Here is a 23,601-nt window from a genome sequence, read left to right as displayed (position 1 = left end):
GCGAAACGTGCTTGCGCAGTCAGTTGTCGTCAGTTCCGTTATCGAGAAGAATATTCGTCTCTCTCGATGTTCCCGTTTTAAGACGAAACCGGTTGGGGTTATTGCGCAGGAATTCCTCCACCATCGTCCGGATGAGTTCGGCCTTGCTCTTCTGTGTGTGTGAAGACAGGCGCTCTAGAATCTCGAATTCTGCGTCATCAAACGAAACCGAGATACGATTTTTTACGCTCATTTCGCCTCCCGGATGAGGTCGACAACTTCCGAGGCGACAAATGCGAAGCCCAGTATCAGAGCCAGTTGGGCCGCCTCGCTTCCCCCAATTGGCAGATATTGGTCGAGCCCGAATGGGGCGATTTTCAGAAGCGAGAGAATCATCAGGAAAATCCCTGCAACTCGCATCAACGTCGTGGTCGTCATGATCAGGCTCCGATTGATGACCACAGTCTAAAAAGACAGGCTTAATATTTAATTAATAGTGCACCGCTTCCAATTGGCGCGACGACCCGGCAACGAAATCATAAGGTACCCTGAGCTTTGGCCAAGCAGGTTGAATGCGCTTAGCCGGGGCCGACCAAGCGCTAGCGAACGATATTTTGCTCGGTGTGGTGTCCAATGAGTTCGAGGGCGACCTCTTTGTCGGTACATCTTGCTCTCGTCACAGGTACACACTCAGGGAATTGTCATAAAACTGATAGATTCCAGTTGCTAATGATTTGGAATTGCAAGCTGGGCGCGAGTTATGGACAAGTCCGGATCGGACAGGAGAATTTTGTTGCCGCTGATCGTTCTGTCGTTCGCCCAACTGATAGGTTGGGGCACGGTAAGTTTCTTGTCGGTGACAAGCCGGGAAGTCGCTGCGGATCTTAACGTCAACATTTCGACGGTGTTTGCAGGTACTACCGTTTTCTATGTGACAATGGGCGCTTGCGCCCCGTTACTCTCGCGGTTTTTCACCAGCATTGGTGCACGCCCGGTTATGATCGCAGGGACGGTTATTTCGGCGTTAGGTTTGGGACTGCTTTCGTTCTCGCACTCGCCAGTTGCCTACTTTTTGTGTTGGTTCCTCCTCGGCGTCGCGGGAAGCGCTACGCTCACCATTCCTGCACATATCCTTCTCAACGAAATCGCCGGTCGGAATGCCGCACGGGCGATTGCCACTCTGTCGCTCGTTTCTGGCTTGTATGGAACTGTGTTCTGGCCCCTCACGTCGTTCCTGTCGGGGCAAATCGGTTGGCGCGGTACTTGTGAGGTGTATGCTTTGGTCATGGTAACGGTGTGTTTGCCGCTTTACAGCTTCGGTTTACCTCGCAGGGGCAAAACTCCACTACACATCAAGGCGATGGTATCTCAGAGTTCGGCCAAATTTTATGATCGGACATTTTTTCTTGTCGTCGCCGCTATAGCGTTGAATGCTTTCATCACGTTCGGCTTTAGCGCCACTCTGATCGAGTTGCTGAAGGCGGAAGGGTTGAGTTCGAACCAGGCTTTGGCTTTCGGTTCGGCACTTGGCGTCATACAAGTCGGTGCGCGTGGCCTAAATATCATTCTAGAAAAGAGGTGGGATGGCTTGGCGATGGGCTTCGGATCATCGGTAGTCTTGTGCGTCTCGCTCGCAATTCTCTTGCTGGCTCACGGCTCGACAGCGGCAATTGCCACTTTTTTGGTTCTTTATGGGGTAAGCGGCGGGGCGCTTGCCGTCGCGAGATCAACGATTCCGCTCGTTTTCTATGACAAGGGTGACTTTGCAAAGGCACTCTCACGGATCGCGCTTCCGTTAAATTGGATATCCGCGATCTCGCCTCCCGTTCTGATTTCACTGATGACTAATTTCGGAAGCGATGGCGTGTTGATCTTGTCGTTGGCCTGTTCCTGCAGCGCAATCTTCGTGTTGCTTTTACTGAGGAGCCACCGTCCAACAGGTGAAGTAGTGGCAGGCGCGTCCTAGAGCCATCCTGATTGTTGCAGCCAGGATGCCCCCCTTTTGCCAGCCTTCAATAGCTGGTGTTGCCGCATGTAAGACCCGTTCCGCACGAACCAGTGGGAGGAACGCCGTTAAGTCTGCACAATCACAGCTTTTATTCGGATATCTACTGCAGCTCGTAGATAATCGAAAAAACGCCAAACACCTCTTTCCTAAGAGGTCATGAGCGGAGCGGGCAACATAGCGTCGGGAGACGCAGGAGATAATTATGGGTATTGCCGTAAGTGGAGTTATTTTTGCTCCGATAGCAGATTTCGATGTTTCCCTCTTGAATAGAGCTTTTGAACTGAATTTACAGAAAATCGAAGGAAAGCTTTATCTGCTAACAAATCCGATGTTTGACCCCAGAAACAAGGGAGATTTCATCGTAAATCGCGGGAATAAACATACTTGTATTATGAACACGGAGGTCGCTGATGATCTTTTATTCGAAAACGATCTCACTTCCTACCATGTGATTTCGAGGGAATTCCCAACCATCGATAGGATGATCTTCTTTTGTCTTTACGATTCTGGTGGCTCTTATGGATATTCCGCTTTTGCGCACGGGGAACTACTCCGACGCAAATTGTACACGGCACATGAAGGGCACGTCGAAAGTGGCACACCGCTTGCGGTCGAAGAAAAATGGCAACCGGCCATTTTAACAGAGCAGGAGATTATTGATGAGGGTTTCGAAGACGGTGACGAACGGCGTTTCTTCCGCCATACAACGACCGGCATACTGGCTGACGACACACAGGTGAATAGTTATCTCGTTGATGAGTTGCTTCGGGCCGAATACGGCTGGTCGCCTTTCGATGACGGTGAGCCATCGGAATATGGATACTACAGAACAGTCGAATCCGCGCCTTCGGTTGCTCCGTTTGAACAGGAAAAGGCGCTTGGGAGTCAGCCCTTGCACAGCTCGATCAAAAACCTATTGAGAAGATGGTTTCAGTAGGGCAGCTGCTACGCAATGGTCAGTGGTCAAAGTCCTGGTTTTTGCGAAACCATCGGCCAAACAATGGTTGATGCTGCTACCTATAGAGGGCGTTCCGCACGAACCATCAGGAGGAACGCCCCTAGATCGCGCCACCGTGTGAAGCGGGGTATTGCCTCGCAAGCCTGTGGAGTCGGGCGCGGCTCGCGGACTTCGCTGATCCGAAATCCGGCATCGCTGACCCCGTTTAAATAATCTCCGATTGTTCGTGGAAATCGCGGGATTGCAAAGGGAACAACGTCCTCATTATTCACGCCTGCGCCGAAACGCCAGTTTTCGACAAAATTGGTCTGATCAAAATAGTGCGACGATACCAATCCCGTTGTCTTGCCGTTTGCATCCTTTTGCCATTGAAGGCCAGGGGTGATGAAACATGGATGCAAGATGCTGAAGGCGATGAAGCCGCCGGGTCGGAGTAACCGGAACGCTTCTCGCATTGCAGCGGGAAAATCCGGCCCGTCCATCAAGGCCATGGTGGAGACAATTGCATCAAAGGAGGCATCCGCGAATCCGGTATGCTGGCTATAAGAGGAGACCTTGTATTGGATACCGAGAGGCTGACGAGCCTCAGCTTCCTGTGCATGGCCGATCATACGTTCAGACAGATCGATGCCTGTCATCCGGGCTCCCATCGATGCGAACCGCCTGGTGTTGGATCCTTCTCCGCAGCCAAAATCGATCACGTCCAAACCGCTGATCGAAGGCAGAAAGTTCAGGAAGGCGGGGAGGGTGAAATGCTCGCGATAAACGTCGTAGCCGCTGCGGACGTCACTAGCCCATTGATCGGCGTTCTTGTTCCAGTGGCTAGCAACATCGTCTTCGGAAAGTGCGGTCACGTCTCGCTCCCTGTGGATGCATGGGTGGTCATCGGAGGGACTGCCTTGCAAACCTGATCCAGGGGCAGCCATTGTCCAATACTTGAAAGGGAAGGGGCATTAGCGAAGGCTGCCTAATGCAGTATCGAATTAAACGCGAAGAGCCGCCCTTTTACACATCTCCTAAGGGAGATCGTGTGGCGGCCCGTGACAAATGCAAGCTAGATTATAATGCCGAAAATTGCAAGGCGCTGACTCTGCAAGCGTGCGCGTCCGCAGATTGACGGGTTCATACGTAGAAATCGCGTCATCGTCGATCCGGCCCCGCAGGAAAGCCCATAGAGAGAGGCCGACAGGACCAGACTGGTATTTACATGTCGATCTTCTTGCGAATAGATGTGCGCCATGAGCACGCTGTCGCAAAGCACGATCAATAATAACGGCCTCTTCGGGGTCGTGGATATCGTGTGCGCCTGCTAGCGTAGCTCATTGATCACCACAGCCCTGCCGGTTTTCGGATGGGCTTGGTGTTTTGGCTTCTCCGATCCGGTTTTCCGTTTTCAGGAGAAAGTCATGTCATATACTTCATCTTTGACGCGTTCCTTTGTCACCGATCTGCCTTCGCTTATTGGGCAGCGGGTCAAGGTATGCGGATTTGCCGAAACCATCCGCGACCAGAAGCATATGCGCTTCATCGTCCTTCGTGATCCGACCGGCAAGGTTCAGCTCACACAGGCAAAAGTCGTCGCCGGGCTTTCGGCCGCACTCGACGCTCTCACGCCCGAAAGTTCCATCATTGTCACGGGGAGGGTGGTTGCCGCGCCCAGCGTGAAGCTTGGCGGTTTGGAGGTCGTGATCGAGACCGGAGAAATCTGCGGTCTGGCTGACGCACGCCTTCCGATAGCAGAGGATTCGGGCCTGGATAAATGGATCGACCACCGACAGGTCAGCCTGCGGTATCCAGGTCAGCAACTCGTTTTCGCGGTGCAGACGACACTTGAAGGGGCCATGCGTTCCTTCTGGAAGCAACATGGCTTCCGGGAGATTCATTCACCGAAGCTGATGGGAACATTCAGCGAGTCCGGAGCGGAAGTATTTGCCGTGAAGTACTTCGGCGCAACGGCGTTCCTTGCCCAATCGCCGCAATTATACAAGCAAATGGCGATCGCTGGAGGCATGGAGAAGGTCTTCGAAATTGGCCCGGCCTTTCGCGCAGAACCGTCATTTACCTCCCGTCACGAAACAGAGTTCACGTCGATCGACATGGAAATCGCATGGATTGAGGGCCATTATGAGTTGATGGAAATTGAGGAACGCTGGCTAACCCATGCCATTGCCGCCATCGCCGAAGCTCACGGGGAGGAAATCAAGCAGCATTTCGGCGTCGAGATTGAGCCACCAGGCTGTCCGTTTCCGAAACTTACATTCGAAGAGGCGCGTGAAACGCTCGAAAAGCTGGGACATGCGCTTGGAACACGCGCCGACTTGGACAGTGAAGGCGAACGTATCCTCGCCGAACACATGGCAAAAGCGACTGGCCACGAGTTTCTGTTCATCACCGATTATCCAGCAAAGCACCGGGCATTCTATCACATGCGTCGAGATGACCGGCCCGATCTGACAAAGGGCTTCGACCTTCTATGGCGCGGGATAGAGATCACGACCGGTGCGCAAAGGGAGCATCGCTATGGGCGCCTCGTGGCTCAAGCAACGGAGCGCGGATACAAACTGGACGCACTTTCCGATTACCTCAACTTCTTTAGGTTTGGCTGCCCTCCACATGGAGGCATGGGTGTTGGTCTAGGTCGAATCTTAATGCGGATGCTAGACACCCCCAGCATCAGAGAGGTGACGCTGCTCAGCCGAACCCCCAGACGGCTGCGTCCCTAAATTGGGATCGGCACGTGAAAACAGTTAGCGGCACGTCAAAATGATGTGCCGCACTCTTTAGCCAGTTTATGGGGGGAATGATCGCATTAGTTGGGTGGATCGGCGATAGATCTCCGCCGCAACTCGCTGGTGTGGTCATTGCCGCCGTCTCAGAACTCCTTATTCTTCAAAGCTGTAAAAATCGGCTGCAATACGCCCAAGTGGTCTGTTACGGCTTCGCTTACACTGTGCGATGCGAATAGTTGTTAAATTCTAGGGTAGCGAAATGATTAAAGCCGTCCTGTTCGATCTCGACGAAACCCTGGTAGACAGGCGGTCATCGGCAGCCAAATTCTTGAAGGTGCAGTATCGAGAGCTGGTCGCTCAACAATTCGGTGACGCCGTTTCTGAAGAGCAGTATGCCGCACGCTACTTCAAACTGGAAGAAGAAGGTCTCGTCAAAAAATCCGACCTTTATCCTGCACTCGTATCGTCACTCGGGTTACCATCTGAGGCATTCGGTCCGCTCCTGGATCATTTCCGTTTGCGTTATCCCGAGATGGCTCGCCCGATGCTAGGAGCGTACGAGGCTCTCCAAGATCTTCGGAAGCTCGGATTGCCTTGTGCGATCATCAGCAATGGTGAGGGGATCGTACAGAGGAAGAAAATTGAAGTTACGGGCATTGCTGACCTGATTGAATTCGCCCTCATATCTGGCGAGTTAGGTATTCGGAAACCTGATCGCCAGATTTTCGAAATGGCTGCGGATAGGTTGGGCCTACTCTCTGCTGAATGCGTGTTCATTGGAGATAATCCGACCGCCGATGTGATGGGGGCTCTGAATGCCGGAATGAGCGCAGTGTATTTCGGGGACATCAAGATATGGCCCGGCGAGCTGCCCAAGCCACCTCGCGCCTGCAGCTCCCTTGGTGATATCGTGGCCCTGATAACGACTCTGGAATGAAAATGTCTCTTGGCTGAGGAGGCGATGAACTCTCGGTGCCGCGCCATCCACAGCCTTTGTCTTGATGCCCGCTTCGGTAGGCCAGCTCGTTTGGGTCCGCAACTCGGTCCTCCGCAGCAGGAACGACCACGCGGCTAAAGGAAGTGCCGACGAAATGAAAAAGTGGATGCAGGTATGACGGATAACAACGCTATCGAACTCGATCCCCACTATTTGCACGCAAAGGCATGGGCTGAAGAATACGAACTCATTGATCGCCAGTTTTCCTCGCTCGGGCTGACAGCCATGCAGGAGTTGCAACTGGTTCGTGGAGAGACGGTGCTCGATGTCGGCTGCGGCACCGGGCAAACACTTCTGCAGTTGGCAGAGCGAGTTGGGGACAACGGCCACGTTTTGGGTGTGGATATCGCAGGGCGGCTTCTCGAAGTCGCCGCACAAAGGACCGCGCATCTTGGTCATGTGACGCTGATCGAATCCGATGCTCAGATTCTTGATCTACCATCTCACAGCGTCGACGCCGTATTTTCTCGATTTGGCGTGATGTCGTTCAATGACCCAGTTGCTGCGTTCTCGAATTTTCGCCGGATTCTGAAGCCTGACGGTCGGCTGGCCTTTTGTTGTTGGCAGGCTCTGCACGAGAACGAATTAGATCGCTTTCCGCTTGAGGCAGCGGGGTTTCCTAATGCCGTCGACGAGAGACCGTTCAGTTTTTCTGACCCACAGCACGTTCAAACCGTCCTTGCTACCGCCGGATTCGACGCCGTTGCGGTCAGACCTTGCAAAGAACTCGTCACCAGTGGTGACGTGGAAGCGATGACGCGGGTACTGCTCAAAGTAGGGCCGCTTGGCAAGATCGTCCGAGAGAACCCGGCCATCCGGTCTACGGTGGAGCCGAAGCTACGAAAAGCTCTGGCGGGCCTTGGCGACCAAGTCAGCACACGCCTTACCGCCGCAATATGGATCGTTACGGCCCAGCCTAATTGAACATTAACAATGGCCCGCCACGAGTGCGCTCAGCTGAAGCCTTCGCCGAGTTGGAAGTTGTCGCTCTCGACGCTCGATACATCAAAAGGGAAGACATTTGTGGATCAATCGGCTGCCACCAAGCCTGTGACATGACATTAGCCTGGCGAATCCGGCCTGAGAGAGGCCGTATCGTCCTTTCCTTTTACGACATTGCGAAGGGAGCAGGTGAATGGATGTGCTGAGATGGCTTAGATCGCTAATCGGCGTTCGTGAGCCGCACGACGGATCGGACGTTTCGCAGGTGAAAGGCTCTCCTACCGATGAGGAGATGCAGTTAGCTTTGCGTACGCTGCAGCAAATGGTCCGGCCAGCCGTTTTTGGCGAGATCGGCGGTGAAAAACCTCAAAGGAACAACCGTGCCGCAAGCTGGTGGGGAGGAAACTTTCTCGGTGCCGAAGGCGAGATGGTGCCAGTGTGCGAGCAGTCGGGGCGACCTATGCACCCCCTTGTTCAAATCCGAGTTGACGAACTTCCGGAAACACCGCCTGTTTTCTCAGGGCTCGCTCTCCTGAATCTATGGATAGACTTAGAAAACATCCCCCTGAATGCCGCTGAAAACGGCAAAGGTTTTGCCGTTCGCACCTATGAGACGATCTCAGACTTGGTGGCGGTCGGTCCGGGTTATCGGGAAAGCGCTGATGCTCCAACTTTCCCGGTTGTTTGGCGTACAAGTGGGCTGGAGCAGCCAAGCTGGGATGACATCGCCTTCGAGATCCCGACTAACGTCGCACGATCCAGCAATTCGGAATGGTTTTTTGAAAGCCAATATGCGGTGCAAACCAACAAGTATCGCGCGGCATGCCCTGTAAAGCTGGGCGGTTGGCCGACGTGGATTCAAGGCGAAAACTGGCCTGAAGACGCGGAGTTTTGCCTTCAAGTCGACAGTACTGATAAAGGGCACTTCCATGTTGGAGATTCGGGATCGATATATGTATTTCGGACGCCGCGCGGCTGGGCAATCAGATCAGACTTCTACTGACCAATTCATGGCCAAGGGCATGCTCAATCGATTAAGCTTCGGTGCAGAATTGTTCCGAAGAGCGCTCCTCTACTCCGGCCTGCGCTAATGGTGGCCATTGCGCGTTTCCCGAATTTTCATATCCTTCTCATCAAAGCAACCTGAAGCAGCGGGTCGCAAGAGGAGCGCCAATGGGTGTCGTGGACGCGGAATACCAAGATGTAGTCGAATGGCGGCGAGACATTCACGCGCATCCTGAGCTTCAATTCGAGGTCCACAGAACAGCGGCGCTCGTTGCTTCCAAACTTAATGAGTTCGGATGTGATGAAGCGGTGACAGGTATCGGGCGGACAGGCGTGGTGGGCGTCATTCATTGCAAGAAGCAGGGGAGTGGCAAAGTTGTTGCTCTGCGGGCGGATATGGATGCACTGCCGATCGAGGAAGAGACTGGCGTTCTCTGGGCATCAAAGACAAAGGGTGTGATGCATGCCTGTGGTCATGACGGCCACACGGCGATATTGTTGGGCACCGCGCGGGAATTGGCTAGGACGCGCGAATTCGACGGCACAGCGGTAGTCGTTTTCCAACCGGCCGAGGAAGGTGGCGGCGGCGGTAAGGCGATGGATGATGATGGCCTCATGGATCGCTTTGGGATTGCCGAAATTTACGCGATGCATACGGAGCCGGATTTGCCAATTGGGCAATTCGCGACAGCCAGCGGACCGCTGGGGGCATCGGCTGACGGGTTTCGGATCAAGATTGATGGCAAGGGCGCGCATGGCGCTTCCCCGGAAGTCAGCATCGACCCCCTTGTTGTCGGAGCGAATATCATTCTTGCGCTTCAAACCATCGTTTCTCGCAACGTACATCCTCGCCAATGCGCGGTGGTTATTCCAAATGGGGTCAGCGTTAGAATGATGCCGACAGCAAAGTAATCCGCATACCGTCAGACGATTGGAGTGCGCGAGCTGCGGCCATTGTCTCCGGCACAAAAGCGGCTAGCTTTGGGTATGAGCAAAATTGACAGTATCCCCGAACGCTTCCGAATTGCCGAAACCGACGACTGGCTGGTAAACCATCGCATCAATTCGGCCTTGCCTGGCTATCTGATGATCAGTTCTAAGATCTTCACCAACGACCTGGCTGAGCTTTCGGCCGGAGCTTTGGCTGAACTTGGGCCGTTGCTCGCGAAATCGCAGGCCGCGTTGAAGTCAGGTTTGGGGGCTGAGCGGGTGTATTTCGGCCGCTATGGTCACACCCCGGGTTATCCGATCCACTTTCACGTGATTCCGCTATATGGCTGGGTTGAGGAATTGTTCTGGAATGATGCTCGCTACCGGATCTTAGAAGCATTTGCCGACGGGCCAGGAGAGACAGCTACGGACGGAGCAGAGATGACCCTGTTCGTGTGGCGCGAGTTCTGTGAACGGCCCGATCCGCCTCCGATTCAAGGGCCGTCCGTATCCGAAGTCATTGAGCTTTTGCGCAATACGATATGGAGGATCGCCTAATCTTTCGGCGGATTTGCGCTATTTCTTGCGGCGGTTTCTTCGCGCTTCAATCTTGTCCCCAGTTCCCATGCTTCTCCCAACATTTCATATAGCTCATCGCTCTCGGCTGTGAGGATCATGCCGTCATGCTGAAGTACAAGGTCCCTTAACGAGCCCATGCCGCCAAACATTGCCAGAAAGCTATAAACGCCCCATGTATCAGACCGTTCCACGGAAGCGCGACTGCTGCCAATCATGGCCGCCCACTGAGCCTCTTCATATCTTGCTAAATGGTTCTCAATGCGGCGCAATAGATCGGCAAAGTAGGAAACGTCGGGATGGAGCTTCATGCCGACATCTTATATCTGGACTTGATGGTTGCAACTAGGTCGTGAACCCATAAACGGGCGGCAAGGCGACTATGGGCAGTCAGCCTGTAAATACCAAATAAAGCACATACAGTCGCGGACGTCGCCACCGGTAGCTTCATAAGCTGCGAAAGGGTCGGGAAATGCCGTTCGCCCTTCTTCGATAAAGTCGTAGCGACGGCTGATATCTACCATCTGCTGTCGTGCGGCTGTTGCGGAGCGGGCGACGCGCTCGGCCCAGGTTAAGCCGTCTGGCTCGCTCTTTATCGCATTTACCTCTACCCAATAACATTCGCAGGTGCCTTCCGGCATCAGGAATTGCAGTTGCCCGCCAACGTTACAAAGGCCCAATTTCTCGGCTTCATCGATCACCAGCGGTATCGTTTCAGGTTGCCAGCCCCATTCACCGCCGCTGCGGCAAGCAGCAGATTGCAGTGTGTCCGGGAGGAGCATCTCAGGGTCGTCTTTCATATGGCAACGCTATACATCTTCCATGACCCGTCAACATCGGATTCAGTGTCGGCATGAGCCGATACGATCTAACCGACCCCGAGTGGGGCGTGATTGAACCGCTGTTGCCCAACAAGCCACGAGGCGTGCCGCGCGTCGATGACCGCCGCGTGCTGAACGGCATTTTCTGCGTTCTGCGGTCAGGTGCTCCTTGGCGTGATGTGCCCCAGCGCTATGGCCCCTACACCACCTGCTACAATCGCTTCCGACGCTGGATGAAAGCCGGAATATGGGACAGTTTGATGGACGCCATCACCAGCGCATCAAATGATGGGATCACGATGATCGATGGCACTTCAGTTCGCGTACATCATTCAGCCGCAACGTTGAGGGCGGATCATCCGGATCGCTGCCTTGGAAGAAGTCGAGGCGGTCTCACAACCAAAATCCATGCTTTAACCGATGGAAAAGGGCTGCCAATCAAGATTTCCATCACACCCGGCCATGCCCATGACCTGACGGCGGCGAACGAACTTCTCGATAATCTTCCGTCGGGTTCGATGCTTCTTGCGGACAAAGCCTATGATGCCAACTGGCTACGCGGAAAGTTGAGAGCGGAACGGTCGTGGGCAAACATTCCGCCAAAGTCTAATCGAAAAGAGCCGGTCGTCTTCAGCCCTTGGCTCTACAAAAAGCGTAATCTCATCGAGCGCTTCTTCAACAAGCTCAAATGCTACAGAAGGGTCGCAACCCGATACGACAAGCTGGGAATGACTTTTCTCGCAATGACGAAGCTTGCTTGCATTCGCATCACACTCCGTCATAACGAGTCCACAGCCTAAATCGAATGTTGGATGGCTGGCTGACCTCCGAAGCGATGAGCCGATTGTAGAGGCTATGGACAGTGCGGAGATGAGGCTGTTCGTCTGGCGCGAGTTTGCTAACGGCCAAAGCAGCCGCCTGTCAGAAGTCCTTCTATTTCACCGTCATCACCCTTTTGCATGAACGAGCCTGACCCCAAACGCATGGCCGCAAAGGGAATGGAGGCTAAGTATTTGACCGAGCACGTTAGGTGAGGTCGTTGCGCAGCGCACAAAATCTCCTAAGGTGGCAGCCGAACCTCCATTACTCGGAACCTGTCGAATTCCATCCTGGAAGCACTATGATTTCTATACTGAACAGGGACTTTCTTGAATTTCACTCCTTGCCGCTGGACGTCATCCTTGCGGTTATTGATCGAGCAGGCCAACTTGCGATTCATTGGCACGAGCGGACCATGCCGCAATCGCTGCTGGGAAAGCGCATTGGCATTATTGTCGATGATACGGGATGGCGAAATACGACGGCGTTCGATCTTGGCGCGAAGGCGATGGGCGGCATATGCGTTCAATCTCCGATCAGCTTCAATGTCCGCGAAACTACTGCCGATCTTGCTGGATACCTCGACAACTGGTTTGACCTTCTTGTCATCCGGACAAAGGAGCTTGCCACATTGCGAGAGCTTGCTTTCATAGCCGAAGCGCCTGTCATCAATGCCCGAACCAAGACCAATCATCCCTGTGAGACGCTCGGCGATCTTGCCTATATCAAGAGTGTCAGAGGAACATTGGACGGTCTGAAGGTCGTCGGAGTTGCTGCGGATGCCAACATCTTTCGATCTTGGGTCGAGGCATCGAAGGTCATGCCTATTCACGTCACGCAGGTTTATCCAGAACGCTGGCACGTTACCGATCCCGACCTGCTGAACGAGAATTTCCAGACTAGCATCGATATACGCGACGTCTCGGAAGCCGACGTGATCGTCACAGATTCCTGGCCCAGTGACGGGACAGAGAACGAGTTTTTGCCTTACCAGGTGACGGCTTCTCTTCTCGACAGCGGACGAAAAGATGCGATCTTTCTGCCGTGCCCTCCAGTCGCGCGGGGTAAGGAAGTGGCGGCCGATGCCATGTTACACCGAGCCTGCCAAAGCCGCCCGGCCAAGGCATTCCTACTTCATGCACAGAACGCCTTGATGGAATGGGCGCTGTCCCAACCATCCGACTGAGGTGTGTTGGATGCGACGCGGAGGTAAAGTGATGCAACGGTCTCTGGTAGATGTGGCCTGGCAGGTCGAGGAGGTTGGCTTGAACCTCCGCCCGGCCCCAGTCGAAACGTACATGGAAGGATGGCTGATACGGGCCTCCGGAGGACCTGTTCGGCGCATCAATGCCATCTGCGCCACGCAATTTCGCTCATCGCGCTTTGAAACGGTACTGAAAACGAGTGAAGATCTTTTCCAAAGACTGGGCCGCCCTACCATCGTCAAGGTGTTGTCCATGGGAGACGACATCGATGGGTTGCTCGAAGAGAGGGGATATAGGAGCGAGGGGCGTAGCCATGTTCTTCTTGCGGAACATACAGCACGCAGTCCTGACACGTCGATTGCGAAAGTTCAGGTCGGCAACGCAGACAACGAGTGGTTCGATGCATGGGCTACCATCGCGAAACCCATGTCGGCTGAAGCGCGTTCCGTTTTTGAAAACTCGATGAGAAAGATCGTCTTGCCGAAAGTTTACGCGGCGTTCAAGGTCGGCGGACAGATAGTCTCGATGGCCTATGGTGTCCTTCATCAAGGTCGTCTGGGTGTCGACGCTGTAGCCACGAGATCTGACCACCGAGGATGTGGTTATGCCCGTTTGGTGGTTTCCGCGCTCCAGGATTGGGCCAATGGAAAGGGTGTTCGACAATCCTGTCTTTCCGTCGAAGCAGACAACACTCCCGCACTTGCGCTTTATCGTAGCTGCGGCTTCGATCTCCACGTCTATGACTATCATTACCGCGTGAAGCGATCGACGACTGGCAACGTGGTATGAGATTTGTTTTCGGCCAACAGACGCCCACTGTTCGACTGGAACAGGCCACCCTGCACAACATCAGAAAGTAAGGCTTCTGAACTGCCATGAAATTTAGATGTCTTTGCGACAACATCATCGTCGATCAAACCGACGCATTGCCCTACAAGAGTTGGCTGCTTCCAGATCAAGATTGGGACACAGTAGCTGAGGAGCCCGATGCCGATCAGAAGTCAATTTACGACCTCCACCGCAGTATGCATGCAATCTATCAATGCTCAGCCTGCGGCCGTTTGACCATGGACGACCCGGCAACTGGTGAAACACTTTGGTTTGCGCCCGAAAATCATGGACGCACGTTTGCGCTCGGTTCGCGAGAGGGGAATTCCTATAAAGTAACCCTGCGAGGACACTGGCGCTCTCAGTCTGGAGAGGGTGAGTTGTTTTGGAGACGTGGCGGGGAGCATGAAGGTGGCTACGAAGTGATCTCAGATCGAGGCGTGTTCTTGCAAAGATACCACGAAGTATTCGGCACCCTTATGGGCGAGGGGCGACTGCGCGACGCCCGCCTTAAGGAGGATGGGGAAATTTCTCATCATTGGCCAGCTCCTTAAGGTAGGATCGACCAGGGATTGGTGCGATAGGTTTGATCTGTCATCTCACGCGTGGCACGGCTCATGCCAGACAAGCAGACCCCGGGAGAAAATTGTGCACTATGACCCGTATTACCCCACCCTTTTGCCTCCCCTTATCGCGCAACCCCTAATTCTTGCTCTGAACATCCTTGCGCTGATTTTGGCATTTCTTCGTGCGCGTGCTGCGGAGCGCCGAAAATGGCTGCCACATACGCTCGCGTTTCTATGGGTGCTAACCTCAGTATACACCTTCGACCTAGTTGGCATGCCGAAGCTAGCGCCAGACGAGGAGCCAGGCCCAGGTGATGGATTCTTGGTGCTCCCAATACTGCTGGAAACAGCAGTCATAGCCGTCGGCTATGTTATTGCGCTGATTTGGTGGCTGGTTAGGCGTCTGGTCGGACGAAAGGGGTCCGAATTTCAATCTCCATCCTAAAGCAATGAGTAAGCGGCGTTCCGCTATCACCTTGACTGATTTGGATCTAAAGCACTTCGACTCGGATGCTGGACACGTTGGTCGTGATTTCGCGAAGTATCGCCAGGAAATTATCGCCAGAGTGCGTTTTCAGATCGCGAAGCTTTGCGGCATTCTTGAAGATGACATGGGCGGCATCTGGGCAGCCTGGTCCTCCGCCCTCCAGGGCGTCCCAAAGAGCGTTAAGATTACGGCCAAAGAAACGTGCGCTTTCTGCACCGACGTAGCTTTCGTACCGGTCCCAGAATTCTTCGACATTCACGATCCCATCGCAATCTATGATTAATGGCATTAGTCAACCTTCGGATTCTCGTTTGTGCCTTCTTCCCCGTTCTCTCGCCGGTGGAGGCAATAGCCACATAACTGTTTCGCGTCACATCGGCCAAGCACGGCGACCAACCGTAGCCTATGGCTGCTTGTTATATCACCGCATGATGCCACGGCAGCAATTTCTCAATCCGGTTCTGCTTGTGGCCGTTGACGATGGCGGTGAGCGTGCCGGTTAGATTGGAGAGCGGATCGACAGTATTGAGTTTGCAGGTCTCGATGAGCGACGCGATGGTCGCCCAGTTCTCGGCCCCGGCATCGTCAACGGCCACAAACAGAGCCAGATCGATAAGCTTTTACCGTGGAATTTCGGGGCGTAGCAAACCTTTCCCATATGTAGTTGTAGCCACCTTTGTCTCCAAGGTGCCTCTTCCGAGAGGGCGGTTCATGAAGTAAGACACCTCAATGGAAAACGAACTGATCCACGAAATCTGGCTCGATCCCGAGCCAGATGGTCAACTGCTACCCGGTCTCTGTCTTGCTGGTCCCATGGGGAACGGCTTTAGAGCGCTACTTAATGAGGGCGCTGTGAAAGTCGGCGAGGTAGCTGGGCATAGCCATTTCGATGTCATGACGAAATACTGGAAGCTCCAGGGTTGGGGCGAATACCGGACGGAGCACAGGCAGGATCACGAGCCATATCCTGATGCATGGGTGTTAATCCAACGCTCCTTTATGGATAGCATGTGAATTTGTGGAACTGGCCGCGAACAATCCAGAGCCACTGTGGTTTGAAGGCCGCTCGTCAAGGCGGCCCTTTACTCGTAGCCATGTGTGGTCGCTCCACCGCTTACGCACGGGTCTCATCCATTAACAGCTTCATCGACCGCTTCAGATCGGCAATCAAGGCGTCGACGACCGGGCGCAGCGCTCCCTATTCGAGCGTTGCGTCCTTGCGCCCTTCAACCAGCGGAGCGATACCTGCAAAGAAGAATGGAATATTGTCTTCCGGTCCATTCGTAGTCCGGCCTCTGATTTTTCCCATTACCATTACGCCGATACGACAATCCGGTTCGCCGACAACCAGGACGAATGGGTTGTCTTGATCGCCGCGAAGATAGCGTCCGCCAAACCGACGTCGCGCAGTCTCGAAAACATAAGCAGAGGCTACGAAATGAAGGTCGTCAGGGAGCTGTGCCTGGTTTTGGTAGAAGTCCTGTAGCACCTGATCCACCAGGTTCAACGAGTCTTCTGAGTAATCGAGTTTCGATCCATCGATGGGTGCTCCGGGGCGAGAGAACGCATTCACAAAATCCGCTGCCTGAGAGGCCATGGCGTCTTCGATTGTAGCTGGCATTCTCCTGCGCTTTAGAAAGTCGAACAGTCCCATACGCCTTATGATCTCCCTAACATTCGCCGGATCGTTCGCATTTTACGCGTGCACGAAATGCGATTGCAACTCCACCTGGGATAATAGTGATGCAGGAGAGGTGATCGAACATGACGCTTGGCGGACTTTTCGGGCGAGTGGCCCTCATATTTCTATTTGGCTTGGTGCTCGTTCCGTTGGCAGGTGGCGGTCTGGTCTGGATAGTGGCCCTATTTCTCGTGGTACCTGCAATCGGGATGTCCGTGTTCATTTTCGCGCCAATTGAATATGTCGCCGCCCGGCTCGGCGTCAGATGGCTGGCCTGGATCGCAACCCCCTTCGTCGGCGCGGGTATTCCCTGGCTGTACGAATTCATTGCGCCGAACAGGGCTAATTTCTTGGCAGGCATCTCTCAGCTATGCTTTGTGTCCGGCGTGTTGGGCGTTCTCTGGACAATTTCTTCTCTTACGGTGGCGTTGTTGCAGCAGCCACCTTTGCCAGATAAACGGCTATTCGATTAACCTCGGGTAGGGGCGCTGAGAATCCGGTAGGTTTTGTGTCATCGCCATCGGAGCCCGTTGGCGCGGCGTCCACAGGTCCAAGGAATTTCGCGGATCCTGGCTTCATTTCGCTGAACCTGGTGGCTGGTTCGGCTGCCGCAAGGGGTGCCCAAGTTGGTAAGAGGGAAAGGCAAGGAATGCCGACACGATTATATCTTTTGGTATGCAGAATAATTATTGTTGTTGCCTTGGTGGTCTTCTATATGTGCTACAGCAGATCTAAAGATGTTCTGGTAATATGGTTTATATTTATTCTGCCCGGAATATTTTCTCGATATGTTTTTCCGTTTCTTCGAAACGAAGCGTATAAGCCGCAGCCAGATTTACGCTTCACATGGGTCTTTGAGATATCCAGATACGTCTGGAACGGATTTCGTGGATTTCACAAATAGAGAGCAATCTCATGTGTGCAATAAAGACAATAATCGCATTGTCCGGTCGCAGGTTAACTGCGAGTGGGAATCGTGGCGAGATGCTCCGAGATCCATCGTCAGGGATGGTTTGTGAGTTTGCGGTATTTCGGGACACCCGCATGCGTCGGCGTATTGCTCGCCGGTTTGATAATCGCTGCTCTGCTCCATACTGCCACTTGATCCTAAGCGTGAACTGCTATCCGACAGCCCAGCTAATCACAGGCGTACTGTAAAAGTATATCTCGGCGGACGCGGTGCACTGGACATGTATGAAGAGGAGATGGCTCAAGCGGCCGAACAAAGCAACGGCGGCAAGGTGGTGATTGCTTGGCTAGGAGGCATCACCCCAGTTCAGGGCTTTGGTGGCATTGACGGCAAAGAGTTTTATTTTCGTGCCCGTGGCAGCTATTGGTCCTTGTCAATCGGCAAAAGCCCCATCGCTGTGCCAGAGTGGAAGTACGAAGAGCCTTACCATGTCGGCGAGCGTTTTCAGGCCGGATATATGCCCCGTGACGAGGCAGAGCATTTCTTGCGCACTGCCGCTGATCGTTACCTGCGCGGTGAACCGTCCGTCGTGCTCCCTGATTAATACCATGGGGCGATAAGCTCTGTAGCAATGCTCCGTCGTTAGCCGAGCCCCACGCCCATGAAAAGCCACATGAATACTAACACGGGTGCAGCAAAAAACTGCCAATCCGGGGTCTCTCTGAATCGAAGAATGGCGACGAACACGAACGCACAGAGACCAAACGCCCCAGCGCCCAAATGCAGCTCGGCAGCCCACCCCATACAGGCGGGACAGCCGTCTTTTCCCAAGACCTAGTATTGGTCTTTAAGGTAGTCGCTGATCGTTCCATAGCACCACCACGCGAGAAAGATCACGAATGCCCATGCCAAAGCTCTAAGGCGATTGCCAAGAAGAACGGCAATCCAAGCAAAGCCGCCGATCACGCCGAAATAATAATGATCGCCATTCCCGTCGGGTCGAAAAAACGAACCATCACCGCTGTAAGCTTGTTCGTAACCTTGGATAAGAAAAATGCACTCCGAGGATAATCAAGGCACCGGATAGGACAAGGCGGAGTAATTTCTCCGTTCCGCTATCAGGTGGGGCGAACCAAGCCATCGCGATGAAATCGCCTACTAAACTTCTAAAATATTCTTTCATTCGTATCTCTCAAATGCGGTCGCTGCGGCAACTTGACGAATCGGCGTCAACAAAACAATCTTCCATTCGGCGTGACCTTCGCCAAACCTCCCAGAGCCTTCCCCAGCATGGCGTTCAACGGAGGCAAAGGGACTTCCGTCTCGGGTCGTTGTCTTGGTCCTATCGTTTGGGCGTTGTTGCCGGGGAGCTTTCGTTCGAACGGGAAGGTCTGACAATGACAAAGAATGGAAATCTCAAGCGCCGTGTCCGTGCCCGCTCGGCAAAAACCGGCGAATCCTACACCACGGCACTCATGCATGTTCGTCGTATGCCACCGAGCTTCCCCATTGCCAAAACTTTGCGCCTAGCCGTGGCCCAAACTAGCCTGTTTAATGACCCTCGCGATACGCAAGGGCTTCGCACCTGCGGGTTGGAGATACGACAGCTGATGAGGGAGGCGAGGGCAGGAGGTGCGCAGCTTGTTCATTTTTCCGAAGGCACCACATGCTCTCCTCATAAGCGCATCATGTCCGAAATCGGCCCGAGGGAAATCGGTCCCTCCGATTGGAGCCGTTTCCAATGGGCTGTCCTGCAGGAAGAATTGCAAGAGACCGCAAAACTCGCGAAATATCTCAAGCTTTGGGTGGTTCTTGGTTCGGTTCATCAACTGACGCCACCGCACCGACCACATAACAGTCTGTATGTGATTTCCGATCGTGGCGAAATCGTTACCCGTTACGATGAACGGTTGCTGTCGCACACCAAGATTTCTTTCATGTATTCGCCAGGCAAATTTCCAATCACCTTCGATATCAACGGCTTTCGCTTTGGCTGCGCCATGGGAATGGAATCTCACTACCCAGAGATATTTCTCGAATACGAGCGACTTGGTGTTGATTGCGTCCTGTTCTCGACGACAGGGGAACTCCCGGAAGCCGCTCCCGCCTTTGCTGCGGAGGTGTTGGGGCATGCCGCCAGCAATACATATTGGGTAAGCTACGCAGCACATGCGCCGCAAAGCGTCATCATGCCTTCCGGAATTGCCGCTCCGGATGGCCGCTGGGCGGCTCTTTGCCCAACGAATGGAAGTCCCGGCGTCGCCTTTGCTGATATCCAGACAGATCCGGAGAACCTGGCGCGGCCTTGGAGACGAAAGGCTCGTTCCGATCTCTACATTCCCCACCAGGTGAACGACGATCCCCGGAGTGACGGTCGCAATCATTTCTGAGGAAACATGCTGGTCAGTGGGGCGACAGGGTCCCACTGACACCACAGCCTCGCGACTTATAGTCACGATGTGGCGCGTTCGGGCCTAGCTAAGGCAAGGAACGACCAGATCTCTGGGTGGGCAAGGGGCGCGACGGTGCCCGTATTGATTATCGGCACCCATTTGAAATCCGTGTGCTCATCCCCAATCAATCTTGGCGGCCCATCCGACCAGTCGGTAACCGCGTAAAGGTGGTAGGCTATCTTGCGTTGACTGTCTTCGAACGAACCCAAAGGTCGGAAGGTGATTGGTGTCACGCCGACTTCTTCGCGGACCTCTCTGATGAGTGCGATCTCAAAGGATTCACCAGTCTCGACATGGCCACCAACCAGATCCCAAAGTTCAGGGTACGCTTGCTTATGCGCGGCACGTCGCGCCATGAACACCCTGTCGTTTTCGATCAGAGCTGCAAGCACGATGATCGTCATGATCTTCCTCGGTGTCTCGACATGCAGAATCGTCCTGGGGACTTCACGAAAGTCTAGATTTCAAGGCCCTCAGGACTCGATTTCGGAAAATCGGAACTCGGTACCCGTATCGCGAACGATGTGGAGATTGCGGATCATCTCAGCGGCGTGTAGGAGACCGTGGTGCCACTCCTCGGGCGGCACCCTCGCAGCTCCCGCCGCTACGGTGCGGATATAAATCAGCGCGTCCTTGCCAGGCACAGGGATGATGCCGAGTTCCTGCCGCAGCTGCCGGATTGTATCGACCGACCGGTCCAGCAAATCGCTGACCTCGTTCGGGGACAGCTTTTCGACCGCATTTGCTGCTCGCACAAGATCGGCAATAAAATCTGTTGTGGCGCTCACGGTGATCCTAGAATCGCAACCAAAATCCTCGCGTCAAAGTTGGTCGCTGATCGATCTAAGTCAAGTCGGAGTTCTGCTGTTCGGTCCGCTGTCCTTGGCTGGCAAACGCCGTGTGATGGTGAGCCTGTCATTCCGATTTATCAAGGTCGTTAGAAAACGCCTCAAGCGCATCGACGCTGCGAATACAATGAAGGGTTTTGCCGTCCCTTTCAGCGTTCGTGCAGAGGGCACGGATGCCGGGCATCCGTTCCTGATCGATTTCCCATATCGTCCGAAACAAGTCGCGGGTCGGCGGCATCGCCGAAAAGCCACCGGGGGAATCTGCCAGTTCGCCAGAAGCCCAGACAATTTGCCTTTCAGCAGCAAGCCAAAAATGCATCCACAGAGGCATGTCGATAAGGATGATCTCTGTGGCGCGCTCCACCCGGGCGGGTATCGAATTCCAGTGTCCGACGCCATCGATCACCCAGGTGTCGCCCGAAATGACTTCCCCGTGCTTACTGGCATAGATTTCCATTGGGGCGGGGGCCCATCCTTCCAGCCATAGGAACTTGTCGATTTCGAAATGAGGGAGATCGCGACTGCGAGCGATCTTGCGAGCAAGGGTCGATTTTCCGCCCCCGGCATTTCCAAGAATGATGATGCGCGACATAAGCTAGCGACCTTAATTGAGTGCCTTCCTGCGGCATGGCCAACGCAGCGGACAATTCAGACCTGAAAAGCGGTTTCCGATGTGCGTCCGCCGAAAATTATCATCAGCGAAAGCCTTATGGCAAAAGTGAAGAAGTCCAGTCGCACCTTAGTTCCAGGGGTCAACTATCCTTCCATGTCAGCCGGAATACGCGGAGCCAATTGTCGAGGGCGAACTTCCTGACATCTTCTTCATTAAACCCCGCCTTGCGCATGGCTTCGATAAGACGTTGCAGCCCGCTCGCATCTTTGATTTCGCGTGGCGTGACAGCACCGTCGAAATCCGATCCCAAGGCAACTCTGTCTATGCCCACGCGCTCGACCAGATACTCAATATGACGGACGACGACGTCAAGCGGGGTGTCGTTGTCGAGGTTGCCATCCGCACGGAGGTCATTGACGGCCAAATTCAGCCCAATGACGCCGTCCGTGTCGCGGATGGCGTCCAGCTGCCGGTCCGTCAGGTTTCGGGTCGATGGACAGATGGCGTGAGCGCAAGCATGCGTGGCAACGAGTGGAGCAGTGCTCAGTGCAGCTACGTCCCAGAATCCGCGCTCATTCAGATGCGAGACATCAATCATGATCCCGAGATCGTTGCATCTTTTTACGAGCCTCTTGCCTGCGTCGGTCAGCCCAGGTCCAGTGTCAGGTGACCGTGGATATGCAAAGGGCACGCCGAAACCAAAAATGTTGGGACGGCTCCAAACTAAGCCAAGAGATCGAAGACCATGATCGTATAAGGTGTCAAGAAAGCTCAGATCGATGTCGATAGCCTCGGCACCCTCCATGTGAAGCACCACAGCAAAGGCCGACAAGTTCAGAGCAGACCGAATCTCATCCACACTCGCTGCGAGGCGCATTTGCCCACCCGATCGGCCGATCAAGGATTTTATCGCAGAAAGCTGGCCATCAATCTGCCGACGGGCATGCTCAGGGTCTAACGCATCAGCGTAACGAACCTGGTATCCATTATTGGTAATCGTCAGATCATTTTCTGGTTCGCGCTCCGGATAGGCAGAGATTGCAAATAGCCCACCGGCCATCTGTCCTTCTCGCGCCCGAGGGAGATCAAGGTGACCGTTTTCCGAGCGTGACAGGAAGTCTCGACCTTGAGCCGTATACTCGACCATGGATATGATTGCGTCGTTGTGCCCATCGAATATGCTGACGCTGTCCATGCGAATTGATCTCCCTGCTAAATGCGGCCTGGTTACGCGGATTGTATCCTGTTTGACGACGCCGTAGCTCGTCAACCCTCGGTGTTGTGCAAGAAGCGCTACTACCGTATGTTCTGTTCAGGCCGTCGGCCTCAGTTGGATACCGACGAAAGGCGCAAACTGGGCGCTAGGAGACGCTCAGATTGATACCCCCGCCCGTTTTCGGCTTTGAACTGATACGGACGATGTTCGAGACTACGTCGTACAGATCAATAACAAAGTTCCTCACAGATTCAGCAGGACCGCTCAAAGTAGGATTGGACGCATCTCCCCGATTTAATCTGCAGCACGGAATTGGCTTCCAATTGCATGACAATCATACCTCGTAAGTTCGAGTGTATGCTCCGGCCGACATCGGATGCTTCAGGGTGACGACTGAAAGTTGTAAGTATCTTGCGATAGACACCGAGGGGAGTGGCGGGCATGAGCCTGAACTCCTTGAGCTTAGCGCGTTCGAGTTCGATTTGGCGGGCCAAGAGCGAGCTGAACACCATTGGTATTTCAGGCCAGTCGCACAGATTTCTTATCATGCCTGGAGGGTCCACGGTCTTACTGCAGAGAGACTTCGAGCTGAACCGCTTTTTAGCGATCTCGCATCGGACGTTCTTGCCACAGTGTCCAATCGCTGGATCGTGGCTCATAACGCGCCTGTTGACGTTGGCATTTTAAAGCGTCACTTGCCGGGATGGAGACCGCTGGAAACAATCGACACACTAATCCTGGCTCGGAAGGCGCTGCCGGGTCTGCCATCCTATAGCCTCCGTAGCGTCGCTTCGGCATTGAAGGTTCCGGATATCGCCGCAAGCGACATGCATAATGCCCGGGACGACGCGCGTTTGTGCATGAAGGTCTTCCTTGCTCTCCGAGGAATTACTCCTGCGCAATTGTCCTTTCTGTAATGTGGCCTGTCGTGGCCGCAAGTCGGGCGTTACCCGGGAGCACCACCCGATTGCCACGCTCCTCCGGGAACGGTGTCTTCGCGCATTCGAACGCAATCGCGAGCCACGAACGC

General features: G+C 54.1%; 27 protein-coding genes and 2 pseudogenes. 17 read left to right on the top strand and 12 right to left on the bottom strand.

Features of this window, described 5'->3' with window-relative positions; all coding sequences use genetic code 11:
* Positions 1 to 19 precede the first annotated feature (19 nt).
* A complete protein-coding gene (locus tag QD409_RS07665) occupies positions 20 to 232 on the bottom strand; it encodes a ribbon-helix-helix protein, CopG family (protein WP_430762303.1) in 213 nt (70 codons plus the stop codon).
* On the bottom strand, positions 229 to 417 hold the full coding sequence (locus tag QD409_RS07660) for a hypothetical protein (protein WP_430762302.1): 189 nt from the start codon (positions 415 to 417) through the stop codon (positions 229 to 231). Before QD409_RS07660 ends, QD409_RS07665 begins: the two co-directional genes overlap by 4 nt.
* Positions 418 to 772: 355 nt before the next feature.
* On the opposite strand from QD409_RS07660, the gene QD409_RS07655 reads away from it, so the two are divergent.
* Together QD409_RS07655 and QD409_RS07650 are read left to right on the top strand one after the other, a co-directional pair.
* A complete protein-coding gene (locus QD409_RS07655; protein WP_430762301.1) occupies positions 773 to 1,945 on the top strand; it encodes an MFS transporter in 1,173 nt (390 codons plus the stop codon).
* Between the two features lie 244 nt (positions 1,946 to 2,189).
* On the top strand, positions 2,190 to 2,924 hold the full coding sequence (locus tag QD409_RS07650; RefSeq protein ID WP_430762300.1) for a hypothetical protein: 735 nt from the start codon (positions 2,190 to 2,192) through the stop codon (positions 2,922 to 2,924).
* An 80-nt stretch (positions 2,925 to 3,004) separates the two neighbouring features.
* Here the strand turns inward: QD409_RS07650 and QD409_RS07645 are convergent, their stop codons facing one another.
* Entirely contained in the window at positions 3,005 to 3,799 is a 795-nt protein-coding gene (locus QD409_RS07645; protein ID WP_430762299.1) for a class I SAM-dependent methyltransferase, read from the bottom strand.
* A gap of 468 nt (positions 3,800 to 4,267) precedes the next feature.
* Here QD409_RS07645 and aspS point away from each other — a divergent pair, with 468 nt between their 5' ends.
* The 6 genes and pseudogenes from aspS to QD409_RS07615 all read left to right on the top strand — a co-directional run bounded on the left by aspS (position 4,268) and on the right by QD409_RS07615 (position 10,106).
* On the top strand, positions 4,268 to 5,668 hold the full coding sequence (gene aspS / locus QD409_RS07640) for an aspartate--tRNA(Asn) ligase (protein ID WP_430762298.1): 1,401 nt from the start codon (positions 4,268 to 4,270) through the stop codon (positions 5,666 to 5,668).
* A 265-nt stretch (positions 5,669 to 5,933) separates the two neighbouring features.
* Complete coding sequence (locus QD409_RS07635; RefSeq protein ID WP_430762297.1) at positions 5,934 to 6,611, top strand: HAD family hydrolase; 678 nt, start codon at positions 5,934 to 5,936, stop codon at positions 6,609 to 6,611.
* A gap of 174 nt (positions 6,612 to 6,785) precedes the next feature.
* Positions 6,786 to 7,595: a class I SAM-dependent methyltransferase gene (locus QD409_RS07630; protein WP_430762296.1), complete on the top strand. Its 810-nt coding sequence runs from the start codon at positions 6,786 to 6,788 to the stop codon at positions 7,593 to 7,595.
* A 211-nt stretch (positions 7,596 to 7,806) separates the two neighbouring features.
* Entirely contained in the window at positions 7,807 to 8,616 is an 810-nt protein-coding gene (locus QD409_RS07625) for a DUF1963 domain-containing protein (protein WP_430762295.1), read from the top strand.
* Positions 8,617 to 8,786: 170 nt separating this feature from the next.
* A pseudogene (locus QD409_RS07620) lies at positions 8,787 to 9,485 on the top strand (amidohydrolase); the annotation flags it as partial.
* Between the two features lie 120 nt (positions 9,486 to 9,605).
* On the top strand, positions 9,606 to 10,106 hold the full coding sequence (locus tag QD409_RS07615; protein WP_430762294.1) for an HIT family protein: 501 nt from the start codon (positions 9,606 to 9,608) through the stop codon (positions 10,104 to 10,106).
* Here QD409_RS07615 and QD409_RS07610 read toward each other — a convergent pair.
* Together QD409_RS07610 and QD409_RS07605 are read right to left on the bottom strand one after the other, a co-directional pair.
* A complete protein-coding gene (locus QD409_RS07610) occupies positions 10,103 to 10,435 on the bottom strand; it encodes a DUF6966 domain-containing protein (RefSeq protein ID WP_430762293.1) in 333 nt (110 codons plus the stop codon). The genes QD409_RS07615 and QD409_RS07610 overlap by 4 nt on opposite strands.
* Before the next feature lie 69 nt (positions 10,436 to 10,504).
* Positions 10,505 to 10,924 (bottom strand): hypothetical protein, encoded by a 420-nt coding sequence (locus QD409_RS07605; protein WP_430762292.1) that lies wholly within the window; start codon positions 10,922 to 10,924, stop codon positions 10,505 to 10,507.
* Positions 10,925 to 10,977: 53 nt separating this feature from the next.
* On the opposite strand from QD409_RS07605, the gene QD409_RS07600 reads away from it, so the two are divergent.
* The 4 genes from QD409_RS07600 (at position 10,978) to QD409_RS07585 (ending at position 14,351) form a co-directional block, all read left to right on the top strand.
* Positions 10,978 to 11,745, top strand: a complete 768-nt coding sequence (locus tag QD409_RS07600; protein ID WP_430762291.1) for an IS5 family transposase — start codon at positions 10,978 to 10,980, stop codon at positions 11,743 to 11,745.
* Positions 11,746 to 12,065: 320 nt separating this feature from the next.
* The gene (locus QD409_RS07595) at positions 12,066 to 12,950 is read left to right on the top strand and encodes an ornithine carbamoyltransferase (protein ID WP_430762324.1); all 885 of its coding nucleotides are present in this window, start codon (positions 12,066 to 12,068) and stop codon (positions 12,948 to 12,950) included.
* Between the two features lie 31 nt (positions 12,951 to 12,981).
* Positions 12,982 to 13,758 (top strand): GNAT family N-acetyltransferase, encoded by a 777-nt coding sequence (locus QD409_RS07590; RefSeq protein ID WP_430762290.1) that lies wholly within the window; start codon positions 12,982 to 12,984, stop codon positions 13,756 to 13,758.
* A gap of 86 nt (positions 13,759 to 13,844) precedes the next feature.
* Positions 13,845 to 14,351, top strand: a complete 507-nt coding sequence (locus QD409_RS07585; RefSeq protein ID WP_430762289.1) for a hypothetical protein — start codon at positions 13,845 to 13,847, stop codon at positions 14,349 to 14,351.
* A 503-nt stretch (positions 14,352 to 14,854) separates the two neighbouring features.
* Here QD409_RS07585 and QD409_RS07580 read toward each other — a convergent pair.
* On the bottom strand, positions 14,855 to 15,139 hold the full coding sequence (locus QD409_RS07580; RefSeq protein ID WP_430762288.1) for a barstar family protein: 285 nt from the start codon (positions 15,137 to 15,139) through the stop codon (positions 14,855 to 14,857).
* Positions 15,140 to 15,266: 127 nt separating this feature from the next.
* A pseudogene (locus tag QD409_RS07575) lies at positions 15,267 to 15,455 on the bottom strand (transposase domain-containing protein); the annotation flags it as partial.
* A 124-nt stretch (positions 15,456 to 15,579) separates the two neighbouring features.
* On the opposite strand from QD409_RS07575, the gene QD409_RS07570 reads away from it, so the two are divergent.
* Positions 15,580 to 15,864: a hypothetical protein gene (locus QD409_RS07570; RefSeq protein WP_430762287.1), complete on the top strand. Its 285-nt coding sequence runs from the start codon at positions 15,580 to 15,582 to the stop codon at positions 15,862 to 15,864.
* 184 nt (positions 15,865 to 16,048) lie between these two features.
* Here the strand turns inward: QD409_RS07570 and QD409_RS07565 are convergent, their stop codons facing one another.
* The gene (locus tag QD409_RS07565; RefSeq protein WP_430762286.1) at positions 16,049 to 16,504 is read right to left on the bottom strand and encodes a hypothetical protein; all 456 of its coding nucleotides are present in this window, start codon (positions 16,502 to 16,504) and stop codon (positions 16,049 to 16,051) included.
* A gap of 110 nt (positions 16,505 to 16,614) precedes the next feature.
* Between QD409_RS07565 and QD409_RS07560 the strand changes: the two genes are divergently transcribed.
* The 3 genes from QD409_RS07560 to QD409_RS07550 all read left to right on the top strand — a co-directional run bounded on the left by QD409_RS07560 (position 16,615) and on the right by QD409_RS07550 (position 19,831).
* Positions 16,615 to 17,004, top strand: coding sequence for a hypothetical protein (locus tag QD409_RS07560; RefSeq protein WP_430762285.1), 390 nt, complete (start codon positions 16,615 to 16,617; stop codon positions 17,002 to 17,004).
* 717 nt (positions 17,005 to 17,721) lie between these two features.
* A complete protein-coding gene (locus QD409_RS07555; protein ID WP_430762284.1) occupies positions 17,722 to 18,045 on the top strand; it encodes a hypothetical protein in 324 nt (107 codons plus the stop codon).
* 793 nt (positions 18,046 to 18,838) lie between these two features.
* Positions 18,839 to 19,831 (top strand): carbon-nitrogen hydrolase family protein, encoded by a 993-nt coding sequence (locus QD409_RS07550; RefSeq protein WP_430762283.1) that lies wholly within the window; start codon positions 18,839 to 18,841, stop codon positions 19,829 to 19,831.
* 62 nt (positions 19,832 to 19,893) lie between these two features.
* Here the strand turns inward: QD409_RS07550 and QD409_RS07545 are convergent, their stop codons facing one another.
* The 4 genes from QD409_RS07545 to QD409_RS07530 form a co-directional block, all read right to left on the bottom strand.
* Positions 19,894 to 20,298, bottom strand: a complete 405-nt coding sequence (locus tag QD409_RS07545; protein ID WP_430762282.1) for an NUDIX domain-containing protein — start codon at positions 20,296 to 20,298, stop codon at positions 19,894 to 19,896.
* Between the two features lie 69 nt (positions 20,299 to 20,367).
* Positions 20,368 to 20,682, bottom strand: coding sequence for a hypothetical protein (locus QD409_RS07540; protein ID WP_430762281.1), 315 nt, complete (start codon positions 20,680 to 20,682; stop codon positions 20,368 to 20,370).
* A 127-nt stretch (positions 20,683 to 20,809) separates the two neighbouring features.
* Positions 20,810 to 21,334 (bottom strand): adenylate kinase, encoded by a 525-nt coding sequence (locus QD409_RS07535; protein ID WP_430762280.1) that lies wholly within the window; start codon positions 21,332 to 21,334, stop codon positions 20,810 to 20,812.
* 160 nt (positions 21,335 to 21,494) lie between these two features.
* Complete coding sequence (locus tag QD409_RS07530) at positions 21,495 to 22,550, bottom strand: dipeptidase (protein ID WP_430762279.1); 1,056 nt, start codon at positions 22,548 to 22,550, stop codon at positions 21,495 to 21,497.
* Positions 22,551 to 22,924: 374 nt separating this feature from the next.
* Here QD409_RS07530 and QD409_RS07525 point away from each other — a divergent pair, with 374 nt between their 5' ends.
* Positions 22,925 to 23,488, top strand: coding sequence for a 3'-5' exonuclease (locus QD409_RS07525; protein ID WP_430762278.1), 564 nt, complete (start codon positions 22,925 to 22,927; stop codon positions 23,486 to 23,488).
* The last annotated feature ends 113 nt before the right edge of the window (positions 23,489 to 23,601 follow it).

It is taken from the genome of Rhizobium sp. BR 315, assembly GCF_050577975.1.
GTDB lineage: Bacteria > Pseudomonadota > Alphaproteobacteria > Rhizobiales > Rhizobiaceae > Rhizobium > Rhizobium miluonense.
Note: the sequence above shows the minus strand (reverse complement) of the source record. Positions and strands in the feature narration are given on the sequence as shown.

Bases quoted from the DNA above. Each gene is read 5' to 3' on its own strand.
- QD409_RS07665 (WP_430762303.1), bottom strand. From the start codon at position 232: ATGAGCGTAAAAAATCGTATCTCGGTTTCGTTTGATGACGCAGAATTC.
- QD409_RS07660 (WP_430762302.1), bottom strand. From the start codon at position 417: ATGACGACCACGACGTTGATGCGAGTTGCAGGGATTTTCCTGATGATT.
- QD409_RS07650 (WP_430762300.1), top strand. From the start codon at position 2,190: ATGGGTATTGCCGTAAGTGGAGTTATTTTTGCTCCGATAGCAGATTTC.
- QD409_RS07635 (WP_430762297.1), top strand. From the start codon at position 5,934: ATGATTAAAGCCGTCCTGTTCGATCTCGACGAAACCCTGGTAGACAGG.
- QD409_RS07630 (WP_430762296.1), top strand. From the start codon at position 6,786: ATGACGGATAACAACGCTATCGAACTCGATCCCCACTATTTGCACGCA.
- QD409_RS07625 (WP_430762295.1), top strand. From the start codon at position 7,807: ATGGATGTGCTGAGATGGCTTAGATCGCTAATCGGCGTTCGTGAGCCG.
- QD409_RS07615 (WP_430762294.1), top strand. From the start codon at position 9,606: ATGAGCAAAATTGACAGTATCCCCGAACGCTTCCGAATTGCCGAAACC.
- QD409_RS07610 (WP_430762293.1), bottom strand. From the start codon at position 10,435: ATGAAGCTCCATCCCGACGTTTCCTACTTTGCCGATCTATTGCGCCGC.
- QD409_RS07605 (WP_430762292.1), bottom strand. From the start codon at position 10,924: ATGAAAGACGACCCTGAGATGCTCCTCCCGGACACACTGCAATCTGCT.
- QD409_RS07600 (WP_430762291.1), top strand. From the start codon at position 10,978: ATGAGCCGATACGATCTAACCGACCCCGAGTGGGGCGTGATTGAACCG.
- QD409_RS07595 (WP_430762324.1), top strand. From the start codon at position 12,066: ATGATTTCTATACTGAACAGGGACTTTCTTGAATTTCACTCCTTGCCG.
- QD409_RS07590 (WP_430762290.1), top strand. From the start codon at position 12,982: ATGCAACGGTCTCTGGTAGATGTGGCCTGGCAGGTCGAGGAGGTTGGC.
- QD409_RS07585 (WP_430762289.1), top strand. From the start codon at position 13,845: ATGAAATTTAGATGTCTTTGCGACAACATCATCGTCGATCAAACCGAC.
- QD409_RS07580 (WP_430762288.1), bottom strand. From the start codon at position 15,139: ATGCCATTAATCATAGATTGCGATGGGATCGTGAATGTCGAAGAATTC.
- QD409_RS07570 (WP_430762287.1), top strand. From the start codon at position 15,580: ATGGAAAACGAACTGATCCACGAAATCTGGCTCGATCCCGAGCCAGAT.
- QD409_RS07565 (WP_430762286.1), bottom strand. From the start codon at position 16,504: ATGGGACTGTTCGACTTTCTAAAGCGCAGGAGAATGCCAGCTACAATC.
- QD409_RS07560 (WP_430762285.1), top strand. From the start codon at position 16,615: ATGACGCTTGGCGGACTTTTCGGGCGAGTGGCCCTCATATTTCTATTT.
- QD409_RS07555 (WP_430762284.1), top strand. From the start codon at position 17,722: ATGTATGAAGAGGAGATGGCTCAAGCGGCCGAACAAAGCAACGGCGGC.
- QD409_RS07550 (WP_430762283.1), top strand. From the start codon at position 18,839: ATGACAAAGAATGGAAATCTCAAGCGCCGTGTCCGTGCCCGCTCGGCA.
- QD409_RS07545 (WP_430762282.1), bottom strand. From the start codon at position 20,298: ATGACGATCATCGTGCTTGCAGCTCTGATCGAAAACGACAGGGTGTTC.
- QD409_RS07535 (WP_430762280.1), bottom strand. From the start codon at position 21,334: ATGTCGCGCATCATCATTCTTGGAAATGCCGGGGGCGGAAAATCGACC.
- QD409_RS07530 (WP_430762279.1), bottom strand. From the start codon at position 22,550: ATGGACAGCGTCAGCATATTCGATGGGCACAACGACGCAATCATATCC.